This is a genomic window from Streptomyces sp. NPDC034049, from assembly GCF_055575575.1.
The window spans coordinates 139,861-157,406 of the sequence record NZ_JBVISJ010000010.1; the positions used below are offsets into that span (position 1 = coordinate 139,861).

Here is a 17,546-nt window from a genome sequence, read left to right on the forward strand (position 1 = left end):
GCGGTTGGCGGGGAGCGGAAGGGGATCGGAGGCGGGGGCGGCAGGGGTCCGGGGATGGTGGGTGGACACCTGTCAGTACGGCGCACAGGGGATGCGCAGGATGTTATCCGCACAAGTGAACGCACGTCGCAGGGGTGGCCGGAAGTTTGGTGTCGCCGTTACACGACCGTTCCGGATGCTTGGTGTCCGGGCCGCGGTCATGTCCGAACGGAAGGTTCCGTTTGCCGGTGTCAACGGGTCCCGTTCGCGGCGAACTCGGCTATTCCGGCGATGTTCTTCTTGGTGACGAACGCCGGGCCGGTGAGGACCGGCTCGACACCGCCGCCGCTGATGTTGCCGTTGGTCCGGTGGAGCCAGAGCCCGTCGACGGCGAGATAGCCCTGGAGGTAGGGCTGTTGGTCCACGGCGAACTGGACGTCGCCGTCGCGCACGGCCTCGACCAGGTCCTTGTTGAGGTCGAAGGTGGCGACCTGGGCCTTGCTGCCGACGTCGTCCACCGAGTCCACGGCGGCGAGCGCGAACTGGGCACCGAGGGTGACGACCTCGTCGATGGTGGGGTCCTGACGGAGCCTCGCGGCGATGGCTTCGGTCACCGAGTCGACGTCGGTGCCGTCGACGTAGAGGTTCTGCGCCTGCCCGGCGAACGTCTTGCGCACTCCGGCGCAGCGGGCCTCCATGGCGACGTTGCCGCGCTCGTGGATGACGCACAGGGCGTGCTTGGCGGCGCGGGCGTCGAGTTCGTCGCCGAGGGCGCGGCCGGCGACGCTCTCGTCCTGGCCGTAGAAGGCCAGCAGGCCCTGCGCCTGCCAGGCGTCGATACCGGAGTTGAGGCCCACCACGGGTATCCCGGCGGCGCGGGCCTCGGCCACCGCGCCGCGCATCGCCTGCGGCTTGGCGAGGGTCACCGCGATGCCGTCGACCTTGTCGGCGATCGCGTCCCGCACCAGCTTCGCCTGCCCCGCGGGGTCGGGGTCGCTGACGAAGGTCAGCTCGACACCGTCCTTGGCGGCCGCGACCTCCGCGCCCTTGCGGACCAGGTCCCAGAAGGCGTCCCCCTCGGCGCTGTGGGTGATCAGCGCGATCTTCATCCCGCCCGGTGCTCCCGGCGCACCCGTGTCCGAATCGGCGTCCGATCCGCCGAACACCGAGCAGCCGGCGACGGTCAGACAGAGTGCCGCGGCGAGCACCCCGGCACGGAACGTCGTGAAGATCCTGTGGGACGCGGGGGGTGGGTTCATGGGAGCGCGGCACCTCGCTGTGCGACCGGGGTGGGACGTGTGGGGAGAGCGGGATCGCCGCCATCACCGCGATGACGTGCGGTGACTGGCCGACTTTCGCTGGGCGGAGCCAATCGCGTGTGACGCCCGGTAGTCAAGTGAACATCGAAATCGATGTGCTGCTGTGACAGCCCCCGGCTGACCTGCGCACACGTGTCAACGACCGCCTTGGGCCCGCCCCGAGCGACCTGGACCGTTCCACCCCCGGTGCGAGGGGCGATTCTCGGCCATGGCGCTCTCTCCTCCGAAGTTCCGTTCACCTGACCGAAATTCGCACCGGAGGACGGCAACCTCTCCCCGTCCGGCGGCGACTGCTCGACTGACGACCATCCCCCCGCACGGAACGGAAGCGACGCGTGAGCGACAACCACGGCAAGGCCCGCCACCGCAGAAGGAAGACGGCGCTCGTGGCCGGTGTCCCCCTGACCCTGGCCGCCGCCGGGACCCTGGCCTACGGCACGGTCTTCGGTGTCTTCGGCGAGGCGGCGCAGCCCCGCGCGGCGGCGGCCACCGCCGCCTGGGTCGACGAGAGCGCCGACGGCTTCGCCTCGGTGAACGCGCTGGGCCAGAACGGGACCTACGGCGGCCGGGGCGGAAAGACGGTCACCGTGCGGACCCTGGCCGACCTGGAGAAGTACGCGACCGCCGCCGAGCCCTACGTCATCGTCGTGGCGGCGACGATCGACATGAACCCGGTGGGCAAGGAGATCAAGGTCGCCTCCGACAAGACGATCGTCGGCTCCGGCACCTCGGGCCACATCGTGGGCGGCGGCTTCTTCCTCGGCTCCGGCGTCCACAACGTCATCATCCGCAACCTGACGATCCGGGACTCCTACCAGGGCATCTGGAACGACAAGGACCACGACTTCGACGCGATCCAGATGGACGGCGCCCACCACGTCTGGATCGACCACAACGACCTGCGGCACATGGCGGACGGCCTCATCGACAGCCGCAAGGACACCACCTACGTCACGGTGTCCTGGAACAAGCTGAGCCAGAACAACAAGACCTTCGGCATCGGCTGGACCACCAACACCACCGCCGACCTGACGATCCACCACAACTGGTTCCGCGAGACCGAGCAGCGCAACCCGTCCACCGACAACGTGGCGCACGCGCACCTGTACAACAACTTCCTGGAGGACGTCTCCGGTACGGAGATCTCCTCCTCGTACGGCAACTACGCGCGCGGCAACACGAAGATGGTGCTGGAGAACAGCTACTTCCAGGGTCTGAAGAACCCCGTCACCAAGGACGCCACGGCCGCCCTGGTCCAGCGCGGCAACGTCTTCTCCGGCACCTCGGGCCGCAACGAGAGCGGCGGGACCGCGTTCGACCCGAAGACGTACTACTCCTACTCCCTCGACAAGGCCGCCGACGTGCCCGCCCTGCTGAAGTCCGGTGCGGGCCCCCGGAGTTCCATCGGGACGACGGCGACGACCAAGGCCGCCGCGGCCACCACGCTGACCGTCGCCAAGGACGGCAGCGGCCAGTTCACCACCGTGCAGAAGGCCGTCGACGCGGTGCCCGCGGGCAACACCGCGCGGGTGGTCATCTCGGTCGCGCCGGGCACGTACCGCGAGGTCGTCAAGGTCCCGTCCGACAAGCCGCACGTCACCATCCAGGGCTCGGGCGCCAGCCGCAAGGACACCACGATCGTGTACGGCAACGCCGCGGGCATGCAGAAGCCGGACGGCTCGGGCACCTACGGCACCCCCGGCAGCGCCACCGTGTCCATCCAGTCCGACGACTCCCAGGTCCGCAACCTGACCGTCACCAACGACTTCGACGAGGCCGCGAACCAGTCCCTGAACGGGCACCAGGCCGTCGCGCTCCTCACCCAGGCCGACCGGATCGTCCTCGACGGCGTCATCGTCAACGGCGACCAGGACACCCTGGAGATGGAGACCGCCGCCAAGGACAAGCTCGGCCGGGTCTACGTCACCAACTCCTACGTCACGGGCAATGTCGACTTCGTCTTCGGCCGGGCCACCGTGGTCGTCGACAAGTCGGTCATCACCCTGAAGAAGCGCTGGAACGGCACCTCCGCCGGGTACATCACCGCGCCGAGCACGCCCGCGAACCGCAAGGGCATCCTGATCAACCGCTCGACCGTCAACGGTGACGTGTCCGCCGCGAGCTTCTTCCTCGGCCGCAACTGGCACCCCGGCGGCGACACGACCGTCGACCCGCAGACCACGGTCCGCAACTCCACCCTCAGCGCCGCGATCAAGTCCACGCCGTGGTCCGACATGGGCGGCTTCTCCTGGAAGGACGACCGCTTCGCCGAGTACAAGAACACCGGCGCCGGCTCGGGCAGCGCGAGCGGCGACCGCCCCCAGCTGACGGACGCCCAGGCCGCCGACCAGGAGATCGCGGACTGGCTGGGCGGGTGGACCCCGGGCGCCTGACCCGACGGGTACGCAGGACGACGCACCGCCCCGGTTTCTGTTATCCGCGCCGGGGCCGGTGCGTCTCCTGCGCGTGGCCGCCCGCGCGGGCCGACGCGGGCCCGAGCCGCGACCCGTACCCGAGAACCGAGGACCCCCACGTGACTGCACAGATCAGCCGCCGGAGCACGCTGAAGATCGCCGGTATCGCCGCGGGCACGGCCGGCCTGGGCGTCGGCACGGGCCTGGCGGCGGCGCCCGCCTCCGCGGCGGGCGCCGCCTTCGCACACCCCGGTCTGCTCCACACCACGGCCGACCTCGCACGGATGGCGGCGAAGGTGAAGGCGGGCTCCCGGCCGCACACCGCGGGCCTCGCGAAGCTGACCGCCAACCCGCACTCCCAGACGTCGTGGACCCCCCGCCCCGTAGCCACGGTCTTCCGGGGCGGCGGCTCCCCGCAGAACTACGCCCAGCTCTACAAGGACATCCACGCCGCCTACCAGAACGCCCTGCGCCACCACGTCACCGGCGAGAGCGCGCACGCCGACACCGCCGTGCGGATCCTCAACGCCTGGTCGGGGACACTGACCGGGGTGCGGGGCAGCGCCGACCGCTTCCTCGCGGCGGGCCTGTACGGCTACCAGTTCGCCAACGCCGCCGAACTCGTCCGCGACCACGACGACTTCGAGCTGGACCGCTTCAGGACCATGCTGAGCGAGGTCTTCGCCCCGCTGAGCGACGACTTCCTGGTCCGCCACAACGGCGCCGTGATCACCAACTACTGGCCCAACTGGGACCTCGCCAACATGGCCTGCGTCCTCGCCACCGGCATCTTCTGCGACGACAAGGCCCAAGTGGCGCGCGCCGTCGACTACTTCAAGAACGGCGAGGGCCTCGGCGCGGTCCGCAAGGCCATCCCGGTCGTGCACGACGACGGCCTCGGCGAGTGGCTGGAGGCGGGCCGCGACCAGGGCCACGCGCTGCTGGGCGTCGGCCTGATGGGCACCTTCTGCGAGATGGCCTGGAACCAGGGCATCGACCTGTACGGCTACGACGACAACCGCTTCCTCAAGGGCGCCCAGTACGTGGCCAAGTGGGCCATGGGCGGGGAGGTCGCCTACACGGCCAACACCCGCGCGAAGGGCGCGGTCGACGGCTGGTCCGGCAGGGAGACGGCCTCCGACGCGGCCGGCGTCGACCCGAACATGACGCGCCCCATCTGGGCCATGATCGCCAACCACTACACCCGGCGCCGGGGCCTCGACGCCTCCTACCTCACCCGCATGGCGGCCAAGGCGGCCCCCGAGGGCGGCGGCGGCGACTACGGCCCCAACAGCGGCGGCTACGACCAACTCGGCTTCGGGACACTGGCGTTCACCCGCGACCGGGCGAGCGCGGCCGAGGCGGACGCGGCACCGTCCGCGCCGGGCTCGGACACCGGCTCCGCCGCGGGCTCCGGGACGGGCACGGAGACGGGCGCGGGCGCGGGCGCGAAGAAGGGCGCCACCGGCGACTCGCGGTCCTCCTCCGCACGCGCCCAGGGCGGCCGGGCCGAGGACCTGGCCGCGACCGGCACCTCCGACGTCCCGGCCTGGACCGCCGCCGGCGGCATCGCGGCCCTCGCGGGCGGCCTGCTCCTGCTGCGCCGCCGCAACCGCCCGGGCGGCGGCGACGCCCCGCAGGGCTGACCCCTCACCCGCGACCGCGGCGAACGGGCCCGCGCAACGTCCTCGCAACCTGAGAGGACGTTCACTGCGCCCATGGATGTCGTTCCCCGCGTAGAGCTCACCCCCGCGGCCGCCGATCTCGTCCGGCGGCTGCGAGCGGCCCACGGCCCGTTGATGTTCCACCAGTCGGGCGGCTGCTGCGACGGCAGCGCCCCCATGTGCTATCCCGACGGCGAGTTCCGCACGGGGAACTCGGACGTCCTCCTCGCCGAGCTGACCGTCGACGGGGTCGACGAGACGGTGGGGTTCTGGATGTCCCGCGGTCAGTACGAGGCGTGGAGCCACACCCGGCTCATCGTGGACGTCGTACCGGGCCGGGGCAGCGGGTTCTCCCTGGAGGCACCCGAAGGGGTGCGTTTTCTGATCCGTTCCCGCGTCGTCGAGGCGGAGCCACCGCCCGGCCGGTAGTCGTCTGGTGCACTTCCCCTGAGTCCTGGGACATTTGACGAGACATCAGGGGGCACCGTGACACGTCGTGCTCGACGGTTCAGAACGGTACTGACGGTCCTCTCGGCGTGGAGCGTGCTGGCCGGCGCCGCCCTCGTGGGGGCTGCCCCGGCCGCCGGCGCGCCCGGGGCCGTCGTCGCGCCGGGCGTGGAGTACAGCGAGTTCGACATCCAGGCGGCCATGGGCCTGACGCACGCCCATGTGCTGAGCGTCGACCTCGGCAACCCCCAGGTGGGCGTCGGGCTGCTGTACCCGGGGAAGGTGGCCTCGCGGGCGACGGTGTCCCGGCTGGCCGGCGCGGCGGGTGCCGTGGCCGGGGTCAACGGCGACTTCTTCAACATCACCGAGACCCAGCACCCCGGCGTCGCGGCCACGGGGGCGCCGGTCGGCCCGGCGATCGCCGACGGGCACGCGCTGAAGGCCGCCGTGCCGAAGGGCCAGCGCTTCGGCCCGGCCCTGCCACCGGGCACCGGCACCACGGACGTACTGGGTGTCACCACCGACGGTACGGCCCGCCTCGACAGCATCGCCCTCGACGGTTCCGTCACCACCGCCGAGGGCGACCTTCCGCTCCGCGGCCTCAACCAGTACGCCCTGCCGGTCGGTTCCGTGGGAGCGTTCACCTCGGACTGGGGCGATGTCTCGCGGATGCGCGCGGTCTGCGGCACGGACACCGACCGGGCCGCGCCGTGCAGCACCGACAGCCACGAGGTGCTGGTGGAGGACGGCCGCGTGGTCGGTACGGCGGGCACCCCCGGCAGCGGCGCGATCGCGGCCGGCGCGACCGTGCTGGTCGGCCGCGAGGCGGGCGCCCAGCAGCTGCGCAAGCTCGCCCCCGGTGACGCGGTGGAGGTACGGCACCTCCTGGTCTCCTCGACCGGCACGCCGTACGCCTTCGCGCTCGGCGGCTACCCGGTCCTGCGGGACGGCCGACCGCTGCCGGGCCTCGACGGCACGACGTCGGCGGTCCGCACGGCCGCGGGGGTCGCCGACGGCGGCCGCCGTCTGCTGCTGCTCGCGCTGGACGGCGCCGCGGCCTACCGCACCGGGCTCACGATCGCCGAAGTGGCCGCCACTATGCGGGACTTGGGATCGGTCGACGCGTTCAGCCTGGACGGCGGCGGCTCCTCCACGCTCGTGGCCCGCGCCCCGGGGGCGAGCACGGTCACCGTCCGCAACCACCCGAGCGACGGCACGGAACGAGCCGTACCGAACGGCATCGGCGTCTTCACCAAGCCGTGAGCGACGCGGACTTCGGCTGCCGGCCCGGTGGGGGCTGATCGCGCAGTTCCCCGCGCCCCTGAAAGACCAGGCCCCTGCGGGCCTGAAAAGCACGGGGCGCAGCCCCTGCTTTTCAGGGGCGCGGGGAACTGCGCGAGAAGCCCCACCGGCGCCGCAGCCGCCGACGCACCCGCACCCGCACCCGCACCCCATCAGGCGCCCCCGCCCCACCTCACGGCTTCACACTGCTCACGATGTCCGCCGTGGCCGTCAGCCCGTTGTGCACGGTCGGCGCCAGACTCGTGCCGGCCATCGAGAATCCCAGCAGCACACAGACCACGGCGTGCGACAACTTCAGCGCGCCGTTGCGCAGGAAGACCACCGTCAGGATCATCAGCAGCACCACCACAGAGATGGAAACGGCCATCGTCAACCTCCTCCGCCACGCCCACTTCGCGGCATTCGGCCGCAAGTGTGGCGTAGCGGAAGGTTCGTCCGTGCGGCGGACGCGTCCGCCGAACGAGTGGTGTCGGTCGGGCCGCGGCTACGCCGCCCCGCGGGCGTCCAGGAACGCTTCGAGGCCCGCGAGGTCATCCGTGTTGAGGTGGTCGACACCGGCCGCGAGCAGCTCGCCCCAGAGCGCGTCCCGCGCCGGACCGGCCTGGTCGGGCGTCGCCCAGAACCGCACCTTCTGCCCGCGCCCGTGCGCCGTGGAGACGATCTGCCGGAGCCTCGCGCGTTCGGCCTCCGGGAACGGACCGACGCCCTGCCAGGTGAAGTTGAGCAGCCAGTTGTCGGAGATCAGCGGGATGAAGGAGGCGGGCGCGGGCGTCGGCGACACGAGGTCGGCGAGCCGCCCGTCGTAGAAGGCGTGCCGCACGGTCTGCGTCTCCATGGGCACCCTGGCGGCCCGGTCCCCGGAGATCACGGCCGTGACCGCGCCCGGGTGGACCCGGCCGTGCGCGTACGTGGTGAACAGGTGCCGGTGGCGCCGCAGGTGACGGTCGAGCTCCAGATAGGTGGAGGAGCCCTCGGTCTTGATGTCGATGAGCAGTTGCAGCGGCCTGCGCTGCCCCCGGTACACCGAGCCGTGGTGGGCGCGGACACGAGCGGCGAGCGGGTCGAGGTAGAGGGCTTCGAGGGTGCGGGCGGGGTCCAGGTCGGCGGGGTCGTGGGCGACGAGGAGCCGGTCGCCGACGAGGAAGATGTCGGCCTCGACGCTGCCGAAGCGGTGGTCGAGGGCGTCGAGGAGGGGCCGCGGGTGCTCGTAGTCGTTGTGCGCGTGGGCCCGCCACAACGGGCGCGGCCGGTGCCTGGGTTCGCCGGCCAGGGCGCTCGTGGCGGGCAGGGCGACGGCGCCCGTGAGGGCGGCGCCGAGGGTGGTGAGGGCTCTGCGACGGGTGGTGAGGGCCATGCTCTGCCTCCCGGGTGGGCCGGTTGCGGACCCAGCGAGTATGCGAGCCGGAAGGGGCCGATGAGCAGGCCCGTGCGGGGAGTTGGCCGGACCGCCGTCGTGCGTTCACCCGGGTCCGCCCCGCCCGTGGGGGCGCACACGGAGAAGCCCGCCCCAGGTGGGGCGGGCTCTGCTCGCTGTTCTCCGGGGCTTTCCCGGCGTCGGTCAGGGCGCCTGGAGGTCGACCAGTTCGGCCAGGGCCGCCCGGTGGGCGCCCGCCGTGCCGTACGCGATCGAGTCCGCCTTGGCCCTCTTCAGGTACAGGTGGACCGGGTGCTCCCAGGTCATGCCGATCCCGCCGTGCAGCTGGAGCGCTTCCTCGGCCGTGTGGACGGCCACGGGCGCGGCGAAGGCCTGGGCGACGGCCACCGCGAGGTCGGCGTCGTCGTCGCCGGTGGCGAGCCGGTCGGCCGCGTTCCGGGCGGCGGCCCGCAGGTTGACGACCTCCAGCCACAGCTGCGCGAGGCGGTGCTTGAGCGCCTGGAAGCCGCCGACGGGCCGGTTGAACTGCTTGCGCTCCTTGAGGTAGCGGACCGTCTCGGTCAACGTCCATTCGGCGAGGCCGAGTTGCTCGGAGGCGAGCAGTCCGGCCCCGGCGCGCAGGGCGCGGCGGACGGCGGGCTCGGCGTCTCCGAGGAGCCGGCCCGGCGCCCCGTCGAGCGTCACCTTCGCCAGCGGCCGGGTCAGGTCCAGGGACACCTGCGGGGTGACGGTCACCGCCGAGGCGTCGACCGCGTAGAGGCCCCCGTCGTCGGCGGGCACCAGCAGCACGTCGGCGACGGCCGCGTCGGCGATGCCGGTCAGCTCTCCGTGCAGGGCGCCGTCCTCGAACCGTACGACCTTGTAGGCGCTGCCCGCGGAGACGTGCAGGGCGACGGCGAGGGCGCCGATCCGGCGGCCCGACGCCAGGTCGCCGAGGAGGTCACCGGCGTCGCCGGCCAGCAGGGCCTCGGTGGCGACGACGGCACTGGTGAGGTACGGCACCGGGGCGACGCTCCGGCCGAGTTCCTCCAGGACGACGGCGGCTTCGCGATGCGAGGCGCCCTGGCCGCCCAGCTCCTCGGGGACGAGGAGGCCGGCGAGGCCCATGCCGTCGGCGAGCAGCTTCCACAGCTCACGGTCGTGCGGCGCGTCCGACTCGGCGCGGGCGATGACCCCGGCAGCGTCGCAGTGGTCGGTCAGCAGGTCGCGCACGGCCGCGCGGAGGGCCTCCTCGTCCTCCGAATACAGCAGGTCGGGCTCTGCGCGCTGGGGCGACTGGGTGCTCATCGGGCGAGGTCCTTCCACGCGACGTCCTTGTCGGTGCGCGGTTCGCCGGGCAGGCCCAGGACGCGCTCGGCGACGATGTTCAGCAGGACCTCGGTGGTCCCGCCCTCGATGCTGTTGCCCTTGGAGCGGAGGTAGCGGTAGCCGGCGTCGCGGCCGACGAAGTCGACCAGCTCGGGACGGCGCATGGTCCAGTCGTCGTACAACAGCCCTTCCTCGCCCCGGAGTTCGACCTCCAGGCCGCTGATCTCCTGGTTGAGGCGGGCGAAGGCGAGCTTCATGCCGGCGCCCTCGGGGCCGGGCTGTCCGGCGACGAGCTGCTGCCGCAGCCGTTCGGCGGTGAGCCGGGCGGCCTCGGCCTCGACCCAGAGCTTCAGCAGCCGCTGGTGGAGGTCGTGGGTGCGCAGTTCGGGGCGTTCGCGCCAGGTCTTCGTGACCGGGCCGATCATGCCGCCCTCGCGGGGCAGCCGCATGCCGCCGATGGCGACGCGTTCGTTGTTGAGGGTGGTCTGCGCGACCTTCCAGCCGTCGCCGACCTCGCCGAGGCGACGCACGTCCGGGATGCGGACGTCGGTGATGAACACCTCGTTGAACTCGGCCTCGCCGGTGACCTGGCGGAGCGGGCGGACCTCGATGCCCGGGTCGGTCATGTCGCAGAGGAAGTAGGTGATGCCCCGGTGCTTGGGCACGTCCGGGTCGGTGCGGGCGATGAGGATGGCCCAGCGGGCCACGTGGGCGCTGGACGTCCACACCTTCTGCCCGTTGACGACCCAGTCACCGTCGCCCTGCCGGACGGCCCGGGTGCCGAGCGCGGCGAGGTCGGACCCGGCGCCGGGCTCGCTGAAGAGCTGGCACCAGACCTCCTCGCCGGTCCACAGCGGGCGCAGGAACCGCCGCTTCTGCTCCTCGGTGCCGTAGGCGAGGATCGTGGGCGCGGCCATGCCGAGGCCGATGCCGATGCGGCGCGGGTCGTTGTCGGGGGCGCCCTCGGCCGCCAGGTCGGCGTCGACCACGGCCTGGAGGGAGCGTGGGGCGCCGAGTCCGCCGAGGCCCTCGGGGTAGTGCACCCAGGCGAGTCCGGCGTCGAAGCGGGCGCGCAGGAAGTCCAGGCGGTCGGTGGTGGCGGGCGGGTGCGCGGCCAGCAACTCGGCCGTGCGGCGCCTGAGGTCTGCTGCGTCGGTCATGCGGCGGCTCCGTTCTCCGGCGAGGGCACCACGACGAGCCGGCCCGTGGTCACGCCGTCGGCGACGCGCTGCACGGCGGCCGCCGCTCCGGCGAGCGGTGCGCGCTCGCTCACCAGCGGCTTGACCACGCCCCGGGCCGCCAGCTCGGTGAGCTGCTCGTGGCAGTGCTGGACCAGCTTCGGGTTCTTGGTGTTGTACAGGCCCCAGTGCAGGCCGAGGATCGCGTAGTTCTTGACCAGGGCGTGGTTGAGGCCGGGGCTGGGGATCGTCCCGCTGGCGAAGCCGACGACCACGATGCGCCCCTCGAAGGCGACGACCTTGGTCGACTGCGTGTAGGCCTCGCCGCCCACGGGGTCGTAGATCACGTCCGCGCCCCGGCCCGAAGTGGCTTCCTTCACGGCGGAGACGACGTCCTCGCTCCGCCGGTCGATCACCACGTCGCAGCCCAGCTCCCGGGCCACGGCGGCCTTGTCGGCGCCGCCCACGACACCGATGACCGTCGCCCCGGCCGCCTTGCCGAGCTGCACCGCCGCGCTGCCGACCCCTCCGGCGGCAGCGTGGACGAGCAGGGTCTCCCCCGCTTCGAGGCGTGCCCGGCGGTGGAGGCCGAACCAGCCCGTCTGGTAGCCGATGTGCAGGGCCGCGGCCTCGGCGTCGTCCAGCGACTCGGGCGCGGGCAGCAGGGCGGCGGCATCGGCGACCGCGTACTCGGCGAAGCCACCGTGGGGCAGCGCCGGATTGGCGAGAACCCGGCGGCCGTCCTCGGTCTCGCCGCAGATCTCCACGCCCGGGGCGAAGGGCAGCGGCGGGCGGACCTGGTAGTGCCCGCGGCACATCAGGACATCGGGGAAGTTGATGTTCGCGGCACGCACCTTCAGCAGGACCTGGCCGTCGCCGGGCGTGGGCCGCTCCACGTCCTGGAGCCGCATCACCTCGCTCGGCTCGCCGTTCTCGTGCACTTGCCATGCCTGCATGCGGTGCCTCCACGGACTGCTTCCGACTGCCTCGTCGGGCCCCGGCCCGACTGCCGCATGCATACTAAGCGGTCGCTTGCCTTCCGGGGAACCGTCCGGGTCCAGTAGCGTGCGTCACGACCGCGCCGGCCTGGCCCGTACGTGCATCCGCTCCCCCTGCGGCCCGAACAGGCTGAGGAACTCCACCGGCCCCTCCCCCGTCGAACCGAACCAGTGCGGCACCCGGGTGTCGAACTCGGCGGCCTCCCCGGCCACCATCACCACATCATGTTCGCCGAGCACGACGCGCAGTTTCCCGGACATCACATACAGCCACTCGTAGCCCTCGTGGGTGCGCGGCTCCGGCTCCTGCTGCGACTGCGGGATGAGCACCTTGAAGGCCTGGAGCCCGCCCGGCTGGCGGGTGAGCGGCCAGTACGTCCGCCCGTGCCGCTGGATCGGTTTCGACCGCACCCGGGGATCGCCCACCGGCGGCTCCCCGATCAGCTCGTCCAGCGGCACCTGGTGGGCCCGCGCGATCGGCAGCAGCAGCTCCAGGCTGGGCTTGCGCAGCCCCGACTCCAGCCGCGACAGCGTGCTCACCGAGATGCCGGTCGCCTCCGACAGCCCGGCGAGCGTCGCCTCGCGCTCCTTGCGGATCCGCCGCAGCCGCGGCCCGACTCCGGCGAGCACCTCGTCCGTGCCGCCGGTCTCCTCACCCGTCTCACTCATCGCTCCATTGCAGTTTCAGCAAAGACATTTGTCAATGCGGCAGTGCTCGCGCGACCGTCGGGCATGGAGGTGGTCACCATGACCCAGCAGTACGAAGTGATCGTCATCGGCGGCGGCGCGGCAGGACTCTCCGCCGCCCTGGTCCTCGGCCGGGCCCGGCGCCGCACCCTGGTCGTCGACGCGGGCGAGCCCCGCAACGCGCCCGCCGCGCACATGCAGGGCTTCCTGTCGCGGGACGGGATGCCCCCGGCGGAGTTCCTGGCCGTCGGACGGGAGGAGATCGCCCGCTACGGCGTGGAGCTGGTCCGGGGCCGGGCGGTCGACGTGACCCGGGACGACGACGGCCGGCACCTCACCGTCGTCCTCGCGGACGGCCGGACCGCGCGTGCCCGGCGCCTGGTCGTCGCCACGGGGCTGAAGGACGAGCTTCCGGCCGTCCCCGGCGTCGCCGAACGCTTCGGCCGGGACGTCCTGCACTGCCCCTACTGCCACGGCTGGGAGGTCCGCGACCAGCCCTTCGGCGTGCTCGCGACGTCCCCGCTGAGCGTCCACCAGGCCCTGATGGTCTCCCAGTGGTCCAAGGACGTGACCCTGTTCCCGCACGAGGTCCCCGAGAGCGACCTCTCCGACGACGACCTGCGCCGCCTCGCCGCCGCCGGGGTCCGCGTGGTCCCCGGCGAGGTCGCCGGCCTGGTCGTGGAGGACGACCGCCTCACCGGCGTCAGGCTCGCCGACGGCACGACCCACGCCCGCTCGGTGCTCTTTACCGCGCCCCGGCCCCTCCCGCGGACCGGCCTGCTGGAGAAACTGGGCGCCGACCTGAACGAGACCCCCTTCGGCGCCTACCCCGTGGTCGACCCGACCGGCCGCACCACGGTCCCCGAGGTCTGGGCCGCCGGCAACGCGATGGGCTTCTCCGAACAGGTGATCAACGCGGCCTCCTCGGGCTACCGAGCGGGCGCCACGATCAACGGAGACCTCCTGATGACGGACCTGGACACCTGAAGGGGCGCGGGGAACTGCGCGACAAGCCACGACGCACCCGCACCCGCACCCGCACCCGCCGAGACCCGCACCCCCACCCCCATAGGCGCCCGGCGAAACTCCGTAGGACCATGGCCCCATGCTCTTCGCCCGGCTCGCCCGCGTGTCGCAAGAGATCGCCGCCACCTCGGCCCGGTCCCGCAAGACCGCCCTGCTCGCCGAACTCTTCCGCGACGCCGACGCGGCGGACGTCCCGATCGTCATCCCGTACCTCGCGGGCCGACTGCCCCAGGGCAGACTCGGCATCGGCTGGAAGGTCCTGGACCAGCACATCCTGCCGGCCGACACCCCCACCCTCACGGTCCGCGAGGTCGACACCCGGCTGACGGTGATCGGCGCGGTCACCGGCACCGGTTCGCAGGCCGAACGAAGGCGCCTGGTCGGCGAGTTGCTGAGGGCGGCCACCGAGGACGAGCAGCGCTACCTGTTCGGTCTGCTCACCGGGGAGGTCCGCCAGGGCGCCCTCGACGCCCTCGCCGTGGAGGGGCTGGCCGGCGCCACCGGCGCGCCCGCCACCGACGTACGCCGGGCGGTGATGCTGGCCGGTTCGCTGCAGACCGTGGCGCAGGCCCTGCTCGCGGAGGGCGCCTCGGCCCTCGACGCGTTCCGGCTCACCGTCGGGCGGCCCGTCCAGCCGATGCTGGCGCACAGCGCGTCCTCCGTCGCGGAGGCCGTGGCGAAGCTCGGCGTGTGCGCGGTCGAGGAGAAGCTCGACGGCATCCGCGTCCAGGTCCACCGCGACGGCGACCGCGTGCGCCTCTACACCCGCACCCTGGACGACATCACCGACCGACTGCCCGAACTCACCGCCGCCGCACTGGAGTTGAGGGGCCAACGGTTCATCCTGGACGGCGAGGTGATCGCGTTCGACGAGACCGGCCGGCCCCGCTCCTTCCAGGAGACCGCCGGACGCGTCGGCTCCCGGCTGGACGTGGCGACGGCCGCCGCACAGGTCCCGGTCTCGCCGGTCTTCTTCGACGCCTTGTCCGTGGACGGCCAGGACCTCCTCGACCTGCCCTTCGCCGACCGGCACACCGAACTGGCCCGCCTCGTCCCCGAACCGATGCGCGTCCGCCGCACCCTGGTGCACGGCCCCGGCGACCTCGCCGAGGCGGAGGGCTTCCTCGCCGCCACCCTGGAACGCGGCCACGAGGGTGTCGTGCTGAAGGCCCTCGACGCCCCCTACAGCGCGGGCCGGCGCGGGGCGTCCTGGCTGAAGGTCAAGCCCGTCCACACCCTCGATCTGGTGGTCCTGGCCGCCGAATGGGGCCACGGCCGCCGCACGGGCCGGCTCTCCAACCTCCACCTCGGCGCCCGCACCGCCGACGGCTCCTTCGCCATGCTCGGCAAGACCTTCAAGGGCATGACCGACGCGTTGCTGGCCTGGCAGACCGAACGGCTGACGGAACTGGCGGTGGAGGAGCACCGCTGGGGCGTGACCGTACGCCCCGAACTCGTCGTCGAGGTCGCCTACGACGGCCTGCAGCGCTCCACCCGTTACCCGGCCGGCGTCACCCTCCGCTTCGCCCGCGTGATCCGGTACCGCGAGGACAAGACCCCCGCGGAAGCCGATACGGTCGAGGCCCTGCTCGCCGCACACCCCGAGGTGACCCGTTGACCACACCCAAGCGCAGTGCCGGCCTGCTGCTCCACCGCCGCACCGAGCACGGCGTCGAGGTACTGCTCGGCCACATGGGCGGCCCGTACTTCGCGCACAAGGACGCGGGGGCGTGGAGCGTGCCCAAGGGCGAGTACGAGCCGGACGAGCCCGCGTGGGACGCGGCCCGCCGGGAGTTCCAGGAGGAGCTGGGCCTGACGCCGCCCGACGGGGAGGCCGTACCGCTGGGCGAGGTGCAGCAGAAGAACGGCAAGATCGTCACGGCCTGGGCGATCGAGGCGGACCTCGACCCGGCGACCGTCGTACCGGGGACGTTCCGCATGGAGTGGCCGCCGAGGTCGGGACAGCTCCAGGAGTTCCCTGAGCTGGACCGCGTGGAGTGGTTCACCGTCGAACGGGCCAGGGCCGTGATCGTCCCGGCACAGGCGGAGTTTCTCGACCGTCTCCTGGAGCACTCGGACTGAGTCCGCGTTGCGGCGTGCGCCGTCGCGCGGGAAGGTCGAAGGACAGCCCACGCAGGAGGCCAGCATGCCCATCGCCACGGTCAACCCGGCGAACGGCGAGACCCTCAAGACGTACGACGCCCTGGGCGAGGAGGAGATCGAACACCGCCTCGCCACCGCCGACGCCACGTTCCGCACCTACCGGACCACCTCCTTCGCGGAACGCGCCCGGCTGCTGCGCCGGGCCGCCGACCTCCTCGACGAGGACACCGAGGACGTCGCCCGGGTGATGACCACGGAGATGGGCAAGCCCGTCAAGCAGGCCCGCGCCGAGGCCGCCAAGTGCGCGAAGGCGATGCGCTGGTACGCCGACCACGCCGAGGTGCTGCTCACCGACGTGGAGCCCTCCGACGCGGACGTGAAGGACTCGGGCGCCTCCCGGGTCCTGGTCCGCTACCGGCCGCTCGGCCCGGTGCTCGCCGTGATGCCGTGGAACTTCCCGCTCTGGCAGGTGATCCGCTTCGCCGCGCCCGCCCTGATGGCCGGCAACGTGGGTCTGCTGAAGCACGCCTCCAACGTCCCGCAGACCGCGCTCTACCTGGAGGACCTCTTCCGTCGGGCGGGCTTCCCCGAGGGCTGCTTCCAGACGCTGCTCGTCGGCTCCGGCGCGATCGAGGACATCCTGCGCGATCCGCGGGTGAAGGCCGCCACCCTCACCGGCAGCGAGCCCGCCGGCCGGGCCGTCGCCTCGGTCGCGGGCGACGAGGTCAAGAAGACCGTCCTGGAACTGGGCGGCAGCGACCCGTACGTGGTGATGCCCTCCGCCGACGTCGAGAAGGCGGCGCAGGTCGCCGTGACGGCCCGGGTGCAGAACACCGGCCAGTCGTGCATCGCCGCCAAGCGGTTCATCGTGCACGCCGACGTGTACGACGCCTTCGCCGAGCGGTTCGTCGAGGCGATGAAGGCGTTGAAGGTGGGCGACCCGCTGGACGAGGACACCGACGTCGGCCCGCTCTCCAGCGAGCGGGGCCGTGAGGACCTGGAGGAACTGGTCGACGAGGCCGTGGAGAGCGGCGCCACCGTCCTGTGCGGCGCGGAACGGCCCGACGGGCCCGGCTGGTTCTACCCGCCGACCGTCCTCGCCGACATCACCCCCGAGATGCGCGTCCACCAGGAGGAGACCTTCGGCCCGGTGGCGACCCTGTACCGGGTCGCCGACCTCGACGAAGCGATCGCGATCGCCAACGACACGCCCTTCGGGCTCAGCTCCAACGTGTGGACCCAGGAAACCGCCGAGGTCGACCGCTTCGTCCGGGACCTCGACGCCGGCGCGGTCTACGTCAACGGGATGACCGCCTCCCACCCGGCGTTCCCGTTCGGCGGGGTCAAGCGGTCCGGATACGGGCGTGAGCTGTCCGGACACGGAATCCGGGAGTTCTGCAACATCACCACGGTATGGCACGGGGCGTGAGCGTTCCGCGGCTACCATCCCCGTTGTGAACCGCGAAGTGACTCTGCCTCTGATCGTCGACGACCGCGGGACCCTACAGGTGTCTGCGGCCGATGTGAGCAAGCTGCTGCGGACGGTGGGCGGGCGCTGGCTGCACCTGGTGGAGGCGGGTGAGGAGCTCGACGAGGACACGGTGGCGGCCCTGACGATCGAACTGGCGAAGCTGGCGGACCGGATCGACGTGGCGTGCATCGCGCACAGCAGCGGCGGCGCGTCCGGCTGAAGGCCGGTTCGCCCACGCGCCCTAGCCCTCACGCCGGTACGCGCCTGCGGGTACG

Annotated in this window: 16 protein-coding genes; 9 read left to right on the forward strand and 7 right to left on the reverse strand. The window is 72.4% G+C overall.

Annotation, left to right across the window (positions count from 1 at the left end):
• Window positions 1-230 precede the first annotated feature (230 nt).
• Entirely contained in the window at window positions 231-1,238 is a 1,008-nt protein-coding gene (locus ACZ52C_RS27370) for a substrate-binding domain-containing protein (RefSeq protein ID WP_469077253.1), read from the reverse strand.
• Between the two features lie 395 nt (window positions 1,239-1,633).
• Between ACZ52C_RS27370 and ACZ52C_RS27375 the strand changes: the two genes are divergently transcribed.
• From ACZ52C_RS27375 to ACZ52C_RS27390, 4 genes are all read left to right on the forward strand, one after another.
• Window positions 1,634-3,691 (forward strand): pectinesterase family protein, encoded by a 2,058-nt coding sequence (locus ACZ52C_RS27375; protein ID WP_469077254.1) that lies wholly within the window; start codon window positions 1,634-1,636, stop codon window positions 3,689-3,691.
• Between the two features lie 140 nt (window positions 3,692-3,831).
• On the forward strand, window positions 3,832-5,358 hold the full coding sequence (locus tag ACZ52C_RS27380; RefSeq protein ID WP_469077255.1) for an alginate lyase family protein: 1,527 nt from the start codon (window positions 3,832-3,834) through the stop codon (window positions 5,356-5,358).
• A 72-nt stretch (window positions 5,359-5,430) separates the two neighbouring features.
• Entirely contained in the window at window positions 5,431-5,805 is a 375-nt protein-coding gene (locus tag ACZ52C_RS27385; RefSeq protein WP_086800222.1) for a DUF779 domain-containing protein, read from the forward strand.
• Window positions 5,806-5,862: 57 nt separating this feature from the next.
• On the forward strand, window positions 5,863-7,086 hold the full coding sequence (locus tag ACZ52C_RS27390; protein ID WP_469077256.1) for a phosphodiester glycosidase family protein: 1,224 nt from the start codon (window positions 5,863-5,865) through the stop codon (window positions 7,084-7,086).
• 211 nt (window positions 7,087-7,297) lie between these two features.
• Here ACZ52C_RS27390 and ACZ52C_RS27395 read toward each other — a convergent pair whose 3' ends face one another.
• The 6 genes from ACZ52C_RS27395 to ACZ52C_RS27420 all read right to left on the reverse strand — a co-directional run bounded on the left by ACZ52C_RS27395 (window position 7,298) and on the right by ACZ52C_RS27420 (window position 12,653).
• Window positions 7,298-7,492, reverse strand: a complete 195-nt coding sequence (locus ACZ52C_RS27395; protein ID WP_045562955.1) for a hypothetical protein — start codon at window positions 7,490-7,492, stop codon at window positions 7,298-7,300.
• Window positions 7,493-7,609: 117 nt separating this feature from the next.
• Window positions 7,610-8,479 carry a phosphatidylinositol-specific phospholipase C/glycerophosphodiester phosphodiesterase family protein gene (locus ACZ52C_RS27400; RefSeq protein WP_469077257.1) on the reverse strand — a complete coding sequence of 290 codons (870 nt, stop codon included), beginning with the start codon at window positions 8,477-8,479 and terminating at the stop codon, window positions 7,610-7,612.
• Window positions 8,480-8,683: 204 nt separating this feature from the next.
• The gene (locus ACZ52C_RS27405; RefSeq protein WP_469077258.1) at window positions 8,684-9,787 is read right to left on the reverse strand and encodes an acyl-CoA dehydrogenase family protein; all 1,104 of its coding nucleotides are present in this window, start codon (window positions 9,785-9,787) and stop codon (window positions 8,684-8,686) included.
• On the reverse strand, window positions 9,784-10,968 hold the full coding sequence (locus ACZ52C_RS27410; protein ID WP_469077259.1) for an acyl-CoA dehydrogenase family protein: 1,185 nt from the start codon (window positions 10,966-10,968) through the stop codon (window positions 9,784-9,786). The genes ACZ52C_RS27405 and ACZ52C_RS27410 overlap by 4 nt, the downstream gene beginning before the upstream one ends.
• Complete coding sequence (locus ACZ52C_RS27415; protein ID WP_469077260.1) at window positions 10,965-11,942, reverse strand: NADPH:quinone oxidoreductase family protein; 978 nt, start codon at window positions 11,940-11,942, stop codon at window positions 10,965-10,967. The genes ACZ52C_RS27410 and ACZ52C_RS27415 overlap by 4 nt, the downstream gene beginning before the upstream one ends.
• Before the next feature lie 114 nt (window positions 11,943-12,056).
• On the reverse strand, window positions 12,057-12,653 hold the full coding sequence (locus ACZ52C_RS27420) for a helix-turn-helix domain-containing protein (protein ID WP_060885613.1): 597 nt from the start codon (window positions 12,651-12,653) through the stop codon (window positions 12,057-12,059).
• A 78-nt stretch (window positions 12,654-12,731) separates the two neighbouring features.
• Here ACZ52C_RS27420 and ACZ52C_RS27425 point away from each other — a divergent pair, with 78 nt between their 5' ends.
• The 5 genes from ACZ52C_RS27425 to ACZ52C_RS27445 all read left to right on the forward strand — a co-directional run bounded on the left by ACZ52C_RS27425 (window position 12,732) and on the right by ACZ52C_RS27445 (window position 17,491).
• A complete protein-coding gene (locus ACZ52C_RS27425) occupies window positions 12,732-13,658 on the forward strand; it encodes an NAD(P)/FAD-dependent oxidoreductase (RefSeq protein WP_469077261.1) in 927 nt (308 codons plus the stop codon).
• 118 nt (window positions 13,659-13,776) lie between these two features.
• On the forward strand, window positions 13,777-15,315 hold the full coding sequence (locus ACZ52C_RS27430) for an ATP-dependent DNA ligase (RefSeq protein WP_469077262.1): 1,539 nt from the start codon (window positions 13,777-13,779) through the stop codon (window positions 15,313-15,315).
• Complete coding sequence (locus ACZ52C_RS27435; RefSeq protein ID WP_469077263.1) at window positions 15,312-15,779, forward strand: NUDIX hydrolase; 468 nt, start codon at window positions 15,312-15,314, stop codon at window positions 15,777-15,779. The genes ACZ52C_RS27430 and ACZ52C_RS27435 overlap by 4 nt, the downstream gene beginning before the upstream one ends.
• 64 nt (window positions 15,780-15,843) lie before the next feature.
• Window positions 15,844-17,229, forward strand: a complete 1,386-nt coding sequence (locus ACZ52C_RS27440; protein ID WP_469077264.1) for an NADP-dependent succinic semialdehyde dehydrogenase — start codon at window positions 15,844-15,846, stop codon at window positions 17,227-17,229.
• 25 nt (window positions 17,230-17,254) lie between these two features.
• Window positions 17,255-17,491 (forward strand): DUF6213 family protein, encoded by a 237-nt coding sequence (locus ACZ52C_RS27445; protein ID WP_045562964.1) that lies wholly within the window; start codon window positions 17,255-17,257, stop codon window positions 17,489-17,491.
• The last annotated feature ends 55 nt before the right edge of the window (window positions 17,492-17,546 follow it).